Source organism: Janthinobacterium agaricidamnosum, assembly GCF_003667705.1.
GTDB lineage: Bacteria > Pseudomonadota > Gammaproteobacteria > Burkholderiales > Burkholderiaceae_D > Janthinobacterium.
Genome location: NZ_CP033019.1, coordinates 3,392,550 through 3,410,044, shown reverse-complemented (window position 1 = coordinate 3,410,044; position 17,495 = coordinate 3,392,550). Strand labels below are relative to the sequence as shown.

General features: G+C 63.5%; 10 protein-coding genes and 1 riboswitch. Of the genes, 7 read left to right on the top strand and 3 right to left on the bottom strand.

All coding sequences use genetic code 11. The features are described 5' to 3' along the window. Positions 1–19: 19 nt before the first annotated feature. Positions 20–2,638 carry a S53 family peptidase gene (locus tag D9M09_RS15405; RefSeq protein WP_121671107.1) on the bottom strand — a complete coding sequence of 873 codons (2,619 nt, stop codon included), beginning with the start codon at positions 2,636–2,638 and terminating at the stop codon, positions 20–22. 83 nt (positions 2,639–2,721) lie between these two features. Beyond that, positions 2,722–2,808: riboswitch (cyclic di-GMP riboswitch) on the bottom strand. A 494-nt stretch (positions 2,809–3,302) separates the two neighbouring features. On the opposite strand from D9M09_RS15405, the gene D9M09_RS29085 reads away from it, so the two are divergent. Beyond that, positions 3,303–3,932 (top strand): hypothetical protein, encoded by a 630-nt coding sequence (locus tag D9M09_RS29085; protein WP_141750090.1) that lies wholly within the window; start codon positions 3,303–3,305, stop codon positions 3,930–3,932. A 32-nt stretch (positions 3,933–3,964) separates the two neighbouring features. Further along, positions 3,965–4,843, top strand: coding sequence for a M48 family metalloprotease (locus D9M09_RS15400; RefSeq protein ID WP_070313576.1), 879 nt, complete (start codon positions 3,965–3,967; stop codon positions 4,841–4,843). A 231-nt stretch (positions 4,844–5,074) separates the two neighbouring features. On the opposite strand, the gene recJ is transcribed toward D9M09_RS15400, so the two are convergent. Further along, positions 5,075–6,775, bottom strand: a complete 1,701-nt coding sequence (gene recJ, locus D9M09_RS15395; protein WP_070313578.1) for a single-stranded-DNA-specific exonuclease RecJ — start codon at positions 6,773–6,775, stop codon at positions 5,075–5,077. After that, on the bottom strand, positions 6,772–7,824 hold the full coding sequence (locus D9M09_RS15390; RefSeq protein WP_070291650.1) for a hypothetical protein: 1,053 nt from the start codon (positions 7,822–7,824) through the stop codon (positions 6,772–6,774). Before D9M09_RS15390 ends, recJ begins: the two co-directional genes overlap by 4 nt. A 423-nt stretch (positions 7,825–8,247) precedes the next feature. Here D9M09_RS15390 and D9M09_RS15385 point away from each other — a divergent pair, with 423 nt between their 5' ends. From D9M09_RS15385 to D9M09_RS15365, 5 genes are all read left to right on the top strand, one after another. After that, the gene (locus tag D9M09_RS15385) at positions 8,248–11,760 is read left to right on the top strand and encodes an SdrD B-like domain-containing protein (protein WP_070291583.1); all 3,513 of its coding nucleotides are present in this window, start codon (positions 8,248–8,250) and stop codon (positions 11,758–11,760) included. A gap of 115 nt (positions 11,761–11,875) precedes the next feature. Further along, complete coding sequence (locus D9M09_RS15380; RefSeq protein ID WP_070291584.1) at positions 11,876–12,547, top strand: PEP-CTERM sorting domain-containing protein; 672 nt, start codon at positions 11,876–11,878, stop codon at positions 12,545–12,547. A gap of 96 nt (positions 12,548–12,643) precedes the next feature. Continuing rightward, positions 12,644–14,797 (top strand): type I secretion system permease/ATPase, encoded by a 2,154-nt coding sequence (locus D9M09_RS15375; RefSeq protein WP_070291585.1) that lies wholly within the window; start codon positions 12,644–12,646, stop codon positions 14,795–14,797. Beyond that, positions 14,794–16,116 (top strand): HlyD family type I secretion periplasmic adaptor subunit, encoded by a 1,323-nt coding sequence (locus D9M09_RS15370; RefSeq protein ID WP_070291586.1) that lies wholly within the window; start codon positions 14,794–14,796, stop codon positions 16,114–16,116. Before D9M09_RS15375 ends, D9M09_RS15370 begins: the two co-directional genes overlap by 4 nt. Further along, on the top strand, positions 16,116–17,408 hold the full coding sequence (locus D9M09_RS15365) for a TolC family protein (protein WP_227741985.1): 1,293 nt from the start codon (positions 16,116–16,118) through the stop codon (positions 17,406–17,408). The genes D9M09_RS15370 and D9M09_RS15365 overlap by 1 nt, the downstream gene beginning before the upstream one ends. Positions 17,409–17,495 lie beyond the last annotated feature (87 nt).

The following is a 17,495-nucleotide window of genomic DNA, read 5'->3' as shown; positions in this document are numbered from 1 at the left end:
GTTGGCGGGCGACGCTGGTTTATCTTGCCGTGACGGTGATCGGCACCGTCAGTTGCGCCGTCAAGCCGTTATTGTCCAGCGCCACGACCTTCAGCGCATAGCTGCCGGCCACCGGTTGCGGCCAGTAGGCCGTGATGGTCAGGCCGCTCATGGAGAACTGCATGCCCAGCGGCGCGCCGTCGATCGAGATCCGCAGCGAGGTCGCACCTGGCGCCGTCAGCACGATGCTGCCGCTCATGGCCTTGCCGGCCACGCCCGTCATGGCGGCGGCGCTGATCGTGGGGCCGGCGGCGGCGATTTTCACCGTGGCCACGGCCTGGCCCGTCAAGCCCGTTTTCGTATCCTTGGCGATGACGGTCACGTTGTAGCTGCCCAGCACGGGGCTGGCCCAGCTGATGACGCCGGCGGCATTGACGGCCATGCCGGACGGCGCGCCCGACAGGCTGTACGTGACGGGGTTGGGCGCCACCACCGTGGCCGTGAACGACAGGGCCACGCCCGGTTTGCCGCTGACGCTGGAAACTGTCACCGCGGGCGGCAGCGGGGCGGCGATGGCCACCGTATAGACGCCTTTGCCACTCAGGCCAGTCTTGCTGTCCGTGGCCGTCACGGTGACGGCATAGGTGCCGGCCACGGGCGCGGCCCAGCTCACCAGGCCGGCGCTGCTGATGGTCATGCCGGCCGGTGCGCCGGCGAGCGCATAAGTGACGGGATTGGCGGCCGTGACGCTGACATTGAACGTCAGCGCCGTCCCCACCTTGCCCGTGATGGCGCCGGCCGCGACGACGGGCGGCGCGACGGGGGCGATGACGATGCTGTACACGCCCTGGCCGGTCAGGCCGGTGACGCTATCCTTGGCCACCATGGTCACGGCATACGTGCCGGCAATGGGCGCGGCCCAGCTGACCACGCCCGTGGCGGCGATGCTCATGCCGGCCGGTGCGCCCAGCATGGTGTAGCTGAGTGGATTGGAAGCGGTGGCCGAGACGGTGAACGACAGCGGCTTGCCGGCCGCGCCGCTGATGCCGGCCGGCGCCACCACGGGTGCGGCGGGGGCGATCTGCGTGCCCGACAGGCTGGCCAGCAGGTTTTTCACGTTCGGCGTGCCCAGGCCGCCCAGCGGGTCATAGCCGACCCTGGCCGTGCACACGCTGCAGGTGCCGTTGCTGCCGCGCGTGATGTCGGCAAAGCTGCTGGCAAAGGTGCCGGGCACGGTGGCGATCTGGCCGTAGAGCATGCTGTGCGGCAAGCCGAGCGCCGTCTTCGCCTGCAGCGCGCGGCTGGCGTTGGCGATGGCGACGAGGCCGGCCCATTGCGGCGTGGACAGGCTGGTGCCGCCGATGCTGAGCCAGCTTGCGGTGCTGCTGCCCTGTGCCATTACGGCAGTGTACTGGCCCGTGGCGGGGTCGGCATTGAAGGCTACATCGGCCACGTTGCGCCGCAGCAGATTGGTCAGGCCGGGCACGTTCGCCGTCTGGTAGCTGGGCAGGGCCGTATAGGCGCTGATGCCGCCGCCCGTGCCGGACCAGGCCGCTTCGCTGCGCGCGCCGCTGCCGCTGTAGCTGAGCGTGGTGCCGCCCACGGCCAGCACGTTCGGCGACACGGAAGGCCAGGACACGCCGCTGCCCGAGTCGCCCGTGGCGGCCAGGTAGCTCATGTTCTTGCCCGTGAAGGCGCTGTCGACGGAGGCTGTCCAGCTGCCTTCGGCGGCGCCAAAGCTCATCGAGACGACGCCAGGGCCCATCAGGTTGGCCAGACGCACGGCGCCCAGCAGGCTGTTGACGGACGCGTCGGGCGCCTCGATCAGCACGATGCGCGCCAGCGGTGCCGTGGCGTGCGCCCACTGCACGTCGAGCGCGATTTCCATGGCCCAGCCCGAGTTATAGGCGGGCGCGGTGGCCGTCATCGTGCTCGACGGTGTGTTGTAGACGATGGACAATTCGCAGCCACTCAGTGGTGCTGGCGGCAATGGCAGGGCGGCATTCGTGGCGATGGCTTTGGTGGTGCAGCCGGGCAAGCCGAATTTCTGGTTGAAGATGGCCAGTTCGGCCGCCGTGTTCGGGTTATGCATGGCATCGACGATGTAGATCGTCTGCCCGGCACCCAGCTGGGCCGCCTGGGCTGGCGTCAGCGCCGTGCCCGCCGCAGGCAGGGCGGGCAAGTCGTAGGCGGCGCGGATTTGCGCGGGAGAGTAGGTCGCCACCACGCTGCTGCCGGCCATCGGCGCGACGGTGTCGCTCGTGCCGCCGGACAGCAACGGCGCGATATTCTGCGCCGCCTGTTCCGCTGCAGCGATCTTTTGCGCCGTCAGGCGCCGCGTGGCCATGTCCGCCATGGCGCGGGGCACGCGCTGCATGTGCGGGCGCCAGTGGGCAGAGCCGCTGCTGTTGGCGTTGTCGCGCCCGTCCGGCGCATCCAGGAGGGCAGGAGCCGCATGGAACATCGGCTGCGCCACCAGCGTGCCGACGCCGGCGGGGATGACGGGCACCTCGACGCTGAACTGTGTCGCGGCCGTGGCGATGGCGGCGGGCGGCGCCGTCGTCTCCTGGCCGGAGCCGCACGCGCCCAGCAGGATGGCGGCCGTGGCGCCCAGCAGCAGGCGCCCGTGGCGGGCATGCGGGGGAATGAATTTTTTCATGGCGAAACTCTCCGAGTTGGGCGAGGGCCACATCTCGACAATGCATCGAGGCTGGTGGCGCGCGTTGGCGGTCCCGGCCCTGCATTGGCAGCCCCGCTGCCATGGCGCTTGCGCGCGGTAGGCCGGTGGCTTTGCGTCCCCGCCTTTCGACGGGTTTGCCCTCAGAACTGATCATGCATCATTGGAAATTACCTGATGTGCTATCAATTCTAGTGAATTTGCCAAATAAGTGTTAACTATTTCCAATCAAGATTTTTATTTTTACAATAAAATGTGGTGATTTTGCCCATTGCGGATGGAATGTTGTTAGCTTTGTTAAGTCTTAAAAGCAAGATTATCAAGAGAGCATGGGAAGATCAGAGGTTATTTTGTCGCAATGATGCAGGGTTTTATGTTGAATTGATGAATATAACGAATTAAATGAATTTATGTGATGGCATTCGGCCATTTTTATCCGCTTATTGTGATTGAAAATTGTTTACGCCACCACTGGCAGTGTCCAAACAAGAGCTCGCTCAATTGCTGATATGGATACTGTTTGCATAGATTCAGCCTATCTAGCCTTGATAACTATCAAAGTTAAGTACTTGGTCAAGACTATGCTTAAAGGGCTGCTGGTGCGCCTTGCGTGACGCCCTGTCCTAGCCTATATCAAGGAGTTGCCATGCGTTACTTCCTTTTTTTAATAATATTATTTCAATGGAACTGGGCAATCGCAGCACCGAACGGTTGCGGTAGTGGTTGGAACGTGTGGGTAGTACCGAATTCAATTCCATTGCTAGTATGCTCGTTCGCCTCCTGTTGCAACGATCACGATACTTGCTACAGTCATTGCGAGGGACGGATAGACGGCGAATGTGCTTATATGCGTTGTAAAGAAGGCGGGGACTTGTACCATTCTCCTCGATGCACGCAGGATATACGGCTGGTAAAGTCCACTGTTGATGCTATCAACCGCAAACACCTTTGTGATAACAATTTTTATATAGCCATGCGTAGCATTAACCGCGGAAAGCCGCCATGTGAAGCTTTAGCAATCGTGTATCGCGATGCCGTCAAGGTTTGGGGGGATCCCAGTTTTAATGGCATGGGGAATGCAGAAACCGTACCGGCATGGAAGCAAGCGAAAGAGCAATATGATGGGGCGCTGCAAGAATTTTTCCTGAAGGGAACTGCATCGCAATTCGAAGATTTTGTTCGTCGCACTGACGAGCGTGTGCGGCCGACCAACTTGAGCCTACCTTTGAAATTCGATCAGCAGCGAGGTTTGATCAACATCCAAGGAAAACCATGAGTAGAGCCTGTACAAGTTTACGGTACTGCTACATGCTGGCGGCATTGTTAGCTGCTTCGGGGGCGCAAGCCGCCACAGCCATGCAGACGCAAATAGCATCTCAAGTCGATACAGCTTGCAAGATATCCATGTCCCGTGCATTGGCAGTTTTTCGCCCGAAATTGGCCGCATATCCAGACATCAGAGATAAAGAAGATATCATTACTATCGTCCCTTGGCTTGAAATGAACGCGCGGGCTCAAGTCGATAGCATGCAGATCGTCATTAACCAAGGTTTATGTTCGCAGATATGGCTGCTTTCTATTGCCTTCGCCGTATGTGAGCAATGGCCAACACAGCGTCGAAATTTGCTAAAATATATACAGTATCTTAGGGCTATTGTGGAACCGCCCGCGCGCCGCGGCATGGTGTTTGTCGAGCTAGAAATTCTTACTTTTCCATTATGGGCTCATGTCGATATGGCATCTTGGTCGCCACAGGAACAGGTGCGGGTTAGCGGCATTGTTAACATGCTCATGAACGAGGCCCTTGCATTTGTCGTGGCTCATGAGATTGGGCATATTGCATTGAGGCATAATGCACAAAACAATAAGATTTCGCGTGCGAATGAATATGCGGCAGATAAATTTGCACTGGATTTGGTAGAGAAGACCGGATATTCCTTCATCGGTGCCATTCCTACCTTGCTGGCCTTCATCAGTGATGAAGAACTCAGCAAACAATATAGAGAGGACTCCCATCCACCCGCTGCCTGCCGGCTCCGTGCCCTTTTGTTGAGATCTAAAGAACTGCAGAAGACGCTAAAGGATCCCGCTGGACAGGCAGAGATTGAACTAAATCTTGGCATGTCCGCAAAGGCGCTACGCAAGATGTTGAACACCTCCGAAGCAGAATGTGCGGAGCAGACTTAACATCTGTCTCTTATGCTGGCAGCACGCGGCTGAGTACAGTGATGGATATCTGCTTTACTCTTTACTGCATGTAGATGGGGTGCCCAGCTCTGGCTGGCGATGTGTGTAAAGATATTCCTATCGTTGAGCATGGCGGGGAACCGTCATACCGCGTGTTGAAATTTAGTACACGCAACCAAAATTTTCATAAGTTGCGGCAAAGCGCTTCGCGCGAGGTTTGGGCCGGTGCCATCAGGCAGGCTCGGCGTGCTCCACCATCAATTGCACCTTGGTCGTGCCATTGTATTCATTCGCATCAAGCCGGAAGGCGACCCTTGTCCGTTCGCCCAGGGCATCGGTATGGCCGAACCAGATGGCGTCGAAGCGCACGCCGTTCTTTTCCAGCAACAGTTTCAAATGCCGTTCCTTGAGGATGCGCTGGCTGACGACGCGGAATTCGTCGCAGAAGACGGGCGGGGCGAAGCCCTGGCCCCACACCTGGCCATCCATCAGCTCGATGAAGGCCGTCGTGTAATACGCGTCTTCCAGCGGGCCATCCGTTTCCACCACCCGTTCCAGCTGTTGGGCGCTGAGCCAAGCCTGGCCCACGGCTTCGAAGGCCTGGGAAAAGGCGTCGAAGGCGTCGGCGCGGATGGTCAAGCCCGCCGCCATGGCGTGGCCGCCGAACTTGTCGATCAGGCTCGGTGCCCGTTTCGACACGAGGTCGAGCGCGTCGCGCAAGTGGAAACCGGGAATCGAGCGTCCGGAACCCTTGATCCAGCCGTCGGCGCCGGGTGCAAAGGTAATCGTCGGGCGGTAGAATTTTTCCTTCAGGCGCGAAGCGACGATGCCGATCACGCCCTGGTGCCAGGATTCGTCAAACACGCTGATGGTGCTGCTGTTGGCCGGCTCGAAATCGTCGAGGTGCAGCAGGGCCGTATCCTGCATTTCCGCCTCGATTTCGCGGCGTTTCAGGTTGATGTCGTTCAATTGCTGCGCCAGCGCCCAGGCGCGGCCTTCGTCGTCCGTGATCAGGCATTCGATGCCCAGCGACATGTCTTGCAGGCGGCCGGCCGCATTCAGGCGCGGTCCCAGGGCAAAGCCCAGGTCGAACGGCGTGGCGCTGCGCGCTTCGCGGCCCGCCACGCGAAAGAGCGCCGCCACGCCCGCGTGCATATTGCCCTTGCGCATGCGTTTCAAGCCTTGCGCGACGAGGATGCGGTTGTTCGTATCGAGGCGCACCACGTCGGCCACCGTGCCCAGCGCCACCAGGTCGAGCAGGTTGTCGAGCTTGGGTTGCGTCTGCGCATCAAAGATGCCGCGCCGGCGCAGCTCCGCGCGCAGGGCCAGCAAGACGTAGAACACGACGCCGACGCCGGCCAGATGTTTACTGGGAAAACCGCAGGCAGGCTGGTTCGGGTTGACGATGACGGCCGCGTCGGGCAGGGTGTCGGCCGGCAAATGGTGGTCGGTGACGACGACCTGCATGCCGCGCCGGTTCGCCTCGGCCACGCCGTCGATGCTGGCGATGCCGTTGTCGACGGTGATGATGATGTCGGGCGATTTTTCGCGCGCCGTCAGTTCGACGATTTCCGGCGTCAGGCCGTAGCCGTATTCAAAACGGTTGGGCACGATGAAATCGACGTCGGCGCCCATGGCGCGCAAGCCGCGGATGGCCACGGCGCAGGCCGTGGCGCCGTCGCAATCGTAGTCGGCCACGATGACCATGCGTTTCTTGGCGGCAATCGCATCGGCCAGGAAGACGCCGGCCGCGCCGATGTGCAGCAAGCCGGACGGCGGTATCAAGTCCTTGGCCTCAATCGACAGTTCTTTCGCGTCGGACAGGCCGCGCGAGGCGTACAGGCGGGCCAGCACGGGGTGGATGCCTCCCTGGCGCAGCAATTCGGATTCGCGGTAAGGGCAGGGACGGGTGGCGATGCGGGTACGGGTCATGATGCTTTCAACTTGTTCAGGGTAATCGCGCGCCAGAATTTACGCTGCGCATGCTTGCTGGTCTTGACGTCCAGCCAGGCGTCGCGGTGGCTCAGCACCAGGCGCAGCTGGCCCAGGCGGCCATCTTTCAAGGCCGCCAGCAGGGGCGCGAACCAGTCCGTTTCCAGCGCTTGCAATTGCTGCAGCCACATGCCCCATTCCTGGGCCTGTGCCGCTTCGGTCAAGCCGCCCAGCACGACGATCGTGTCGGATTGGTCCGTCAGCACACTGTTTGGACTGGCATCGCGCCGCGCCGGTTCCGCCAGCGCTGCCAACCAGCCCGGTGCATTCTGCGTATGCAGGCTGGCCGCGCAGCGTGCAGCTTCGCTCGTGGCCACGCTCCCGCCCCAGATCCAGAACGCATTGATGGCTTTCAAGCCCCGTTCTTCGCGCGCCGCATTGACGGGGTGTTCATGCCACAGCATCTGCACTTCGTTCTGCAGGCGGCGCGCGGCGCGCGCGTGCTCGCCTTCCGGCATCCAGACGGACAGGTCTTGCGTGGTGGCGGCGTCGGGCGTGGCGCACTGCAAGTCGGACCAGCCGTCGGCGCGCATGAACCAGGTGCCCGCGTCGCCATACGCCAGCGGCTGGCCGATCTCGTCGAAATACGGGGCAGCGATGTCGAACAGGGCGCGCCCATCGGTCTCGTTCAGCTTGAGCTGGCGCAAGTCTTCCAGGCTGATATGGCTGCGGGCGATGGCCAGGTGGGCCGGATGCAGCAGGAAGTAGCGTGCGCCCGGTTCCGGCACGAGGCCGTAGCCGCGCATGGCCCGGGCGGCAAAGGCCGCCTGCGCCGCCGCGCCGTTGGGCGCGGGCGACAGGTCCAGGGCGTGCGCCAGCCACGCTTCATGCGGCAGCAAGCGGTTGGCGTTGTCAAAAGTTTCTAAATTGCATGTGGAGGTGCGCGACAGCAGCGCTGCCAGCGCGGGCGCCTGCAAGACCTTGAGCAGGTCGGCAGCCAGTTCGGCGTTGGGCAAGGCGAAGGGCAAGACGAGGGTAAGTTGATTCATCCCGAGATTGTAGGCGATAGCGGCGGCGTGCGAGTAGGGCGCATGTGTTTTCGCCTCGATCATTGCCACAGATTGGCGCGGGCAAGCCAGCCGCCTTGCATATTAAAAATATCAATAAAGCATCTTCATTATTGAAATTTTATCTTTATCATCGGAAAATGATTCTCTTTTGAAAAGATAGTGGATATAATTGCGCTAACTTAATATCAGAAAGACAATCACCCCCTGCTGCGTGGTTGCGTCGTCTGGCTCCTGTGTCCCTCGAAATTGTATACAAGATCTGCCGGCTTCATTTTTAAACAAGTCCCTTCTTGGAAGCCCACTTATGTATACATTCGCCGCTTTGCGCGGCCAGGCTGATCGCGCCCTGGCCCCTCGTATTTCCGCTCCTGCTGCCGCCGTGGCATGCCGTCAGGAGGCCGCATGACTACCTACAACCTGTCGACCACGGTCCACGTCTGCGAAGACATCAACAAAAATTTCGATATCCGCGACCTGCTGATCCAGGCCGGCTACTCGGTGCAAGGCGAACTGAACATCAAGAATTTCACCGTGCTCTTGCCTGACGATACGGAATCGACCGAGAACACACCGCTGTTCGGTATGCTCGATGCGGACACCGTGTATGTGCGTCCCGGCGACTGGGCCGCCAACTACAACGGCAGCTTTTCGACCATCGAAGTGACGATCGACAAGGGCAATGGCGATATCGTCCAGCTGAGCCTGCAAGTCATCATCGACCGCGTCAACGACGCGCCCGACGCGGCCGACAAGACGTTTACATTGACCAATGGCAACAGCGTGGTGCTCAGCGAAGGCGATTTCGGCTTCCACGACGACGTCGAGCACGACGGCTTCAAGTCCATCGTCATCACGAATACCACCACGGCGGGCCAGGTCTTGCTCAACGGCGTAGCCGTGGCGGTGGGCACGGAAGTGTCGATCGACGACATCCGCGCGGGCCACCTGGTCTTCGTGCCGAGCCAGACGGTGGCGGGCGACTTCGACCTCGGTTTCAAGGTGCGCGATGACGGCGGCACGGCCGGCTGCAATGCGCAAGACCTGAGCCTGGCGCCCCATTACCTGACCTTCAAGGTGCCGATGGCCCACCTGGGCGACTTCGTCTGGGAAGACAAGAATGCCAACGGCGTGCAGGACGCGGGCGAGGCGGGCATCGCCAATGTGGTCGTGCAATTGAAGGATACGGCCGGCAATGTGGTCGCCTCCACCACGACGGACGCCAGCGGCGGCTACCACTTTGACGTCAACCCGGGCACGTATTCCGTGACCGTGGTGGCGCCCGCCGGCTATGTGCCGACGGCAGCGAACCAGGGCGGCGACGCGGGCAAGGACAGCAATATCGATGCCAGCGGCAAGATGGCGCCCGTCACCCTGGCGCCGGGCGAAACCAACCTGACCCTGGACGCGGGCCTGTACCGCACGGCCGAGCTGGGCGACCGGGTCTGGTTCGATACCAACAAGAATGGCGTGCAGGATGCGGGCGAAGCGGGTGCTGCTGGCGTGAAAGTGACCTTGCTCGATGCGTCGGGCAACGCCGTCGGCAGCCCTGTGGTGACGGATGCGAACGGCAACTACCTGTTCACGAATTTGAAACCGGGCGCCTACAGCGTGCAATTCGATAAAACCACCTTGCCAGCCGGCTATACCTTCACGGGCCAGGACCAGGGCGGCGACGAGCAGCGCGATTCGGACGCGAATGCCGATGGCAGGACGGCGCAAGTGCTGCTGGCCTCGGGCGACAGCAACCACAGCGTGGATGCCGGCATCGTGGCCTTGCCGGCCACCTTGGGCGACCGCGTGTGGCATGACAGCAACGCCAACGGCATCCAGGATGCGGGCGAGTCCGGCATCGGCGGCGTTACCGTGCAGCTGAAAAATGCGGCCGGCAGCGTGATCGGCTCGACCCTGACGGACGCCACCGGCTATTACAACTTCAATGTCGATCCGGGCACCTATTCCATCGCCGTCGTCGCCCCCGCGGGCTATTTGACCACCGTCAAGGATGCGGGCAGCAGCGACGCGCTCGACAGCGACATCAACACGCTGGGCAACAGCGGCCAGGTGACGGTCGCCGCGGGCCAGAACTACAAGGATCTCGATGCCGGCCTGTACAAGACGGCGTCCATCGGCGACCGCGTCTGGTTCGATGCGAACGGCAACGGCACGCAGGATGCGGGCGAGGCGGGCGTGTGTGGCGTGAAAGTCAATCTGTACAACGCGCAAGGCGTCGTCGTGGCCAGCGCCACCACGGATGCCAGCGGCAATTATCTGTTCAGCAACCTGGTGCCAGGCGAATATTACCTGGGCTTCGTGCCGCCGGCCGGCTACGGCTTCACCAAGGCCGATATCGGCGGTTACGCCACGGATTCGGATGTCAATCCGGCCAGCGGCTTCACCACCACATGGGCTAGCTTGAAGTCGGGCGATGTGCAGCTGGACTGGGATGCCGGCCTGGTCAAACTCAACACGGCCTCCATCGGCGACCGCGTGTGGGAAGACAATAACTACAACGGCGTGCAGGATGCAGGCGAGCTGGGCGTGGCGGGCGTAAAAGTCAACCTGCTCAACGCCAGCAACGTGGTCATCGCCTCGACGACGACGAATGCCAGCGGCAACTACCTGTTCAGCGAACTGGCGGCCGGCAGCTACAAGGTTGAAGTCATCCGTCCATCAGGCTTTTATTACACCAAGGCCAATCTGGGCAGCGATACGGCCGATTCCGACGTCGATGTCAGCACGGGGCGCTCGTCCCTGATCAACCTGGCCGCCGGCCAGAACGACATGAGCTGGGATGCGGGCATCTACCGCAAGGCCAGCCTGGGCGACAAGGTGTGGCGCGACGCCGACCATGACGGCGTGCAAGACTACAACGAGGCGGGCATCGCCAACATCAAGGTGCAGCTGTACTCGGGCAGCGGCGTGCTGCTGGCCACCACCTACACGAATGCCAACGGCAATTATCTGTTCAGCAACCTCGATCCGGGCAGCTATTCCCTGAAATTCGACAAGTCGGGCGTGTACCACGCGGGCTACGCCATGGATACGTGGAAATGGGGCGCGAAGAACGTGGGCACGAACGACAATATCGATTCGGATGTCAACAGCAACGGCACGACGTCCAACGTGGTCTACACGGACATATTGAAGCTGGCGTCGGGTCAGAACGACATGAGCTGGGATGCGGCCATCACGCCCATCGTCATCGACCTCAACGGTGACGGCGTGCACACGATCGCCCGCGCCGACTTCCACGGCAGCTTCGACCTGCTGGGCACGGGCAGCGCCATCCAGACGGGCTGGGTCTCGGCCCATGACGGCTTGCTGGCCATCGACAGCAATGGCAATGGCAAGATCGACAACATCTCCGAGTTGTTCGGTGGTAACGAGAAGGGCACGGGCTTCGCCAAGCTGTCCAGCTATGACTCGAACCACGACGGCGTGGTCGATGCGCATGACGACAAGTTCGCCGAACTGCGCATCTGGCGCGACGCCAACAGCAATGGCGTCACGGACGATGGCGAGCTGATGTCCCTGCACGACGCCGGCGTGGCCAGCCTGGCGGTCAGCTACACGGAACTGCCTTTCCTCGACGCCAACAGCAATCTGCACCTCGAGCGCAGCAGCGCCACCCTGGCCGACGGCAAGACGGTCGACATGACGGACGTGTATTTCAACGTCGACGCCAAGGATGCGGCCGCCGCCGGCGTGCATCTGCCCAGCATGGCGGACCTGCTGCGCGACGACAGCACGCTCGACGTGGTGCTGGGCCAGGATGGCACGGTGACCACCGTCGCCGCCGCGCCGGCCGCCGCAGCAACCCCTGCCGCAGAAGCCCAGGCCCAGTGCGAAATGGCCGACCTCTTGCGCCGCGCCATGGCTCACGTAAATACCCAGCCCCAGGAAATGGCTGCCTGATGTCCCTTGCCGGGCCATGAGCCTGCCCGGCAATGCCGCACCGGCGCGCCCGTCACGGGGCGCCGGCGCTTTCCACGCTTTTTTCACACTTGATAATCGAAATAGGGAAACCACAATGAAACAATCCATGCACCTGATCGTTCGCGGCGCCATCGCCGCAGCCGCTTTCGCCCTCGCCAGCGGCAGCGCCCTGGCCGCTTCCAACCTGCAAGTCGTCGATTCGCACAGCGTCAGCCTGTTTACGGCTGCCGGTGGCGCCTTCGGCTCGGGCAGCGCAATCTCGCCGACCTTGTGGGAAGTCAAGTACGACAGCAACACCTTCCTGGCGTTTTGCCTCGATCCCCATGTGGCCGTAAGCAACAGTTCGAACAGCTACAGCAGCGGCGCTTTCGCCGCCAGCGATGCCGTCAAGCGCCTGTATGAAGGGTATTACGCTTCGTCCATCGCGACTGTAGCGACCAGCGCCAACAGCGCCGCCGCCTTCCAGCTGGCCCTGTGGGAATTGAATAACGACAACACGAACCTGCTGACGGGCGACCTGCGCTTCAAAAACCTGAGCAACGCCGTCGTCAGCCAGGCCAACACCATGTTGGGCGTGGCCACGGGCAATGGCGCCATCCAGAACCTGTACAACTACACGAGCTTGACGAGCGTCAACCCAGCTTCGCAAACCCTGCTGGCCGTGTCGCCAGTGCCGGAAGCGCAGACGTGGGCCATGCTGGTCGCGGGCCTGGGCTTGCTGGGCTTCATGGCGCGCCGCCGCAAGGGCGCTTCCGCGCTGACTTAATTATTACTCATTAGTCATCACTCATCGCGCAAGCGATAGCGTTCCCGCTGCGGCGCGCCCGACCGGCGCGCCGCAGCGTTTTATTGTGAATCCATCATGACCCCACCCCCTGACACTTCCACCGCTTCCGCCGGCATGTCCACCGATGCCATCGCCGACGCCATCGTCTTCCTGGCGCGCTTTTTCGGCGTTGCCGTGCAGGCCGAGCGCCTGCGCGCCAGCGTGGCGGCCCAGGCTGCACCGGCCACGGCTGACTTTCTCGAACAGGCGCTGGCGCAGGCCAGCCTGACCGGCACCGTGTTGCCGGTAGATAAGCCACGCCGTCCCACGGAAATGCCGGCCTTGCTGCTCAACGGGGAAGGGCAGGCGCTGGTGATACTGGCCATTGCCGATGGCAAATATGAATGCCACGTGCCCGGCATCGAAGGCAGCGCCTGGTTTGACGCCGCCGCGCTGGCGCGGGAAGTGCCCGATGGGCGCTGGGTGGCCGTGCGTCCCGTCATGTTCTTCGACCAGCGCAGCTTGCTTTACAGCATGCCGGTGGCGGGGCGCTGGTTCTGGGATGTCTTCAACCGCAACCGCTGGGTCTTCCGCTGGGCCCTGCTGGGCACCCTGGTGCTCAATGTCATCGGCGCGCTGGTGCCGTTCTATGCGATGGCCGTGTATGACCGCGTGATCCCGAACAATGCCACGTCCAGCCTGTGGGTGCTGACGATCGCCGTCGTGGTGCTGACGGGCTTCGAGCTGGCCCTGCGCCTGCTGCGCGGCGAACTGGTGGAAACGGCGTCGCGCCGCATGGATGTGGCGCTGTCGTCGAACATTTTCGCCCAGTGCCTGCGCCTGCGCGCGGCCAGCCGGCCCGCTTCCGGGGGCACCCTGGCCAATACCGTGCGCGATTTCGAATCCGTGCGCGAATTCTTCGCCTCCACCACCCTGACCACCCTGGGCGACCTGCCGTTCCTGCTGCTGTTCCTGCTGGTGATCGCCCTGGTCGGCGGCTGGCTCGTGCTCGTGCCCCTGGCAGTCATCCCGATCCTGCTGCTGGTCGCCTTCGCCTCGCGCGCGGCCCTGGCGCGCCACGTGGCCGCCTCGATGCAGGAAAGCGCGCAGCGCACGGCGCACCTGTTTGAAACCATGAATGGCCTCGACACCATCAAGGCGCTGGGCGCCGAAGCGTGGAGCCGGCGCAAATGGGAAAGCCTGACGGTGGCCATCGCCGCCAACAGCGTCGAGACGCGCGAAATCGTCAGCCGGGTCAACTACATCAACACGGCCGTGCTGGCCCTGTCCGGCGTGGCCGTGGTGGCCACGGGCGCCTTGCTGATGGGCGAGCATCTGCTGACCCTGGGCCAGATCATCGCCGTGAGCATGCTGACGGGCCGCGCCCTGGCGCCCGTGAGCCAGATCGCGGGCCTGATCATACGCTGGGAACAGACCAAGCTGTCGTATCACGCACTCAATAAAATCATGGAAGCGCCCACCGACGATGATACGGCCAGCCTGCAGGCGCCGCCCCTGTCCGGGCGCATCGAATTTCGCGACGTGGGCTTTGCCTACCCGAATTCGCCGCCGCTGCTCGATAAGCTCAACCTGCACATCCGCCCCGGCGAACGGGTCGGCGTGATCGGCAAGCTCGGTTCCGGCAAGAGCACCTTGCTGCGCTTGCTGCTGAACCAGTACGGCCCGCAAAGCGGCAGCGTGCTGTTCGACGACCTGGCCAGCACCCAGCTGGACCCTTTGAGCCTGCGCCGCCAGATAGGCTACGTGCCGCAGGACGTGACCCTGTTCCACGGCACCCTGCGCGAAAACATCGAACTGGGACGCAGCCAGGCCGACGACGCCAGCCTGCTCGACGCCATCCGCCTGGCCTGCCTCGACGACATCATCACCCAGCTGCCCAACGGCGTGGCGACGGAAGTGGGCGAACGCGGTGAACGCCTGTCCGGCGGCCAGCGGCAAGCCGTGGCCATGGCCCGCGCCTTGCTGGTGAAACCGCCGATGTTGCTGCTCGATGAGCCGAGCAGCATGTTCGACCCGGCCACCGAGCAGCGCTTGATCGGGCGGCTGCGTACCTTAAAGGAGACGACCATCGTGCTGGTGACGCACCGCATGGCCATGCTGGCGCTGGTGGACCGCCTGATCGTCTTCGACAAGGGGCGCATCGTGGCCGACGGCCCGCGCGACGACGTCATGCGCGTCTTGAACAGCCAGGCGGCCAAGCCTGCGGTGGAACAGGGAGTGGCGGCATGAGCGCCCTCAATGCCCCGAACGCCCGCCCGCTGCCGGCGGCCCACCCGGACCCGGAACGCGAACCGCAGCGCATCGTCATCCGCATGCTGGCCTTGACGTCCGTGCTGCTGGTGCTGGCGCTGGCCTGGGCCATGTTCGCCCAGCTCGACGTGTCCGTGAATGGCCGGGGCGCCATCACGCCGCCATCGCACCTGCAGGAAGTGCAAAGCCTGGAAGGGGGCATCGTGCGTGAAATGCTGGTGAAGCCGGGCCAGCGCGTGCGCCGCGGCGACTTGCTGCTGCGCCTGGACACGGCCCAGTACGAGGCCAACCTGGGCGCCAGCGTGCAAAACCGGCTGGCCGCGCTGGCGGGCAGGGCACGCCTCGACGCGCTGCTGTCCGGCGGCACGCCCCAGTTTGCGCCGGAATGGCAGAAAGAGGCGCCCGAGCTGATCGCCAAGGAAACGCAGTTGTGGCGCGACGGCCAGCGCGAATTCGCGTCGGCCACGGCGGCCGCGCGCGAAGGCGTGACGCGCCGCCGTGGCGAGCTGGCCGAGGCGCACAGCCGCATCGCCCAGCTCGACACGGGCTTGAAGATCGCCCTGGAAAGCCTGTCCATCGAGGAGAGGCTCTTCAAAGAGGGTGCCGGTTCGCGCGGCGACTACCTGAATGCGCAGCAGCGTGTGCAGCAGCAGCGCACGGAACTCGACAGCCTGCGCACCTCCGTGCCGCGCCTGACGGCCACCCTGGCCGAGGCACAGGCGCAGGCGGGCGAAGTGGAAGCGCGCATGCGCGGCCAGTGGGGCGCGCAGCGCAGCGAGTATGAAACCAAGGCCGGCGCCCTGGCCAGCACCGTGAAAGGCCAGCAGGACCAGGTGAGCCGGCGCGACGTGACGGCACCCGTCGACGGCGTCGTCAACCGCGTGCTGGTGGCAACCGTCGGCGGCGTGGCGCAGCCGGGTAAACCTATCCTGGAAATCGTGCCGGCAGATTCGGAAATGCTGATCTCCGTGCGCGTGAAGCCGTCGGACATCGGTTTTATCCATGTGGGACAGAGCGCGTCGGCGAATGTGCTGGCGTACGACGCCACCACCTATGGCCGCATGCAGGCGCAAGTGGTGCGCGTGGGGGCGGACGCGATTCCCGACGAGCGCAACGAACCGTATTTCGAGGTGCAGCTGAGCACCGACCGCAGCCAGCTGACGGCGCACGGCAAGGTATTGCCGGTGACGCCAGGCATGCCCGTCGACGTGGGCATCCTGACGGGGCGCCGCTCGGTGCTGCAATATGTGTTCAAGCCCGTGCTGCGCGGCTTGCAGTCTTCCCTGCAGGAGCGGTGATGCGTGCCTTCTTAATTTGCATGGCATTGGCCTGCGCAAACGCGGCGGCCCAGTCCGCGCCGCCGGCCACTTTCCAGGCGCAGTCCGCGCGCGGCTTGCCTGCCTTGCTGGCGCGCGCCGTGCCGCGCGATCCGCAGGTGATTGCGGCGCAGGCGGCGCTGGCCACCACCGAAGCGCGCTACAAGCAGGCCCGTTCGCGCCTGTTTCCCACTGCGGCGCTGCAGGCGACGCGGGGGCGCAGCAAGGACCTCGATGGGACGCTGGAGGTCGAGCGCCGCACGCACCAGGTGGAAGCGAGCGTGCGCTGGAACGTGTACAACGGCGGCGCCGACCGCGCCGAACTTGATGCGGCCGAGCGCGAGATGGCGGGCGCCGCTTTCGACGTGGAGCGCGCGCGCGCGGAAAGCGCGGAAAAGCTGGCCGAAGCATATTTCGACATGCAGCGCCTGGAACGCAGCCTGCAGCAGTCGCAGGAACGCCTGCGCGACGTGACGCAGCTGGTGCGGCAGGTGACGCGCCAGGCGGAACTGGGCAAATCGTCGGAAGTGGACCGCGAACTGGCGCAAAGTTCGCAGCTGGACGCGGAACTGGTGCACGACGGCTTGCTGACGGACCAGCAGGCGGCGCGCATCAAGCTCGAGGCGCTGGCCTTCGAGCCGGTGGCGCAGTTTGCCGATTTCGCCTTTGCGCCGCTGCCGGCGCAGGCGCTGGAGAATGCCGATACGCAGCAGGCGCAGTTGCGCGCCGCGCGCGAGCGGGCCGCCGCGGCCCAGTTGCGCGTGCGTGGCGTGGCGGCCACCCTGGCCCCCAAAATCGATCTGAATGTCAGCCATCTGCTCAATAACAAGACCACGCCGCCGCCGTCGACCATCCAGCAGCGGGGCTGGTCGGTGGGGGTCTCCTGGGAAATCCCGCTCGGCGGGGGCAGCCTGGCGCAGCGCGACGAAAGCATCAGCCGCGCCCAGGCGGCCGAGGCGGACGTGGCGCGCGCCGAGCAGGGCACGCGCGCCGACCTGGCCAGCATGCTGCCGCGCATCGCCAATGCGCAGCGCACGCTGGCCCTGCTTGACGAGCAGGAAAAGAAGATGGCCTTCGTCGTGCGCGGCGGGACCATCCAGTACGAGGCGGGCCGGCGCAACCTGCAGCAGGTCATCCAGACGCGCGACAGCTATTTCACGATACAGCAGCGGCGCATCGACCAGCTGCACCGTCTGACCCTGGCGCAGATGCGGCAATATGCGCTGGCGGGGCAGCTGCTGCGGGTTTTCGGCCTGGCGCAGGAGGTAAAATAGCGCCGGCGTGCGCGGTTTCACACAGAGATGACGCAGAGATCATGCATGAAATGCCCATTGTGTGGCACACTGCGCGCTCGCATATCA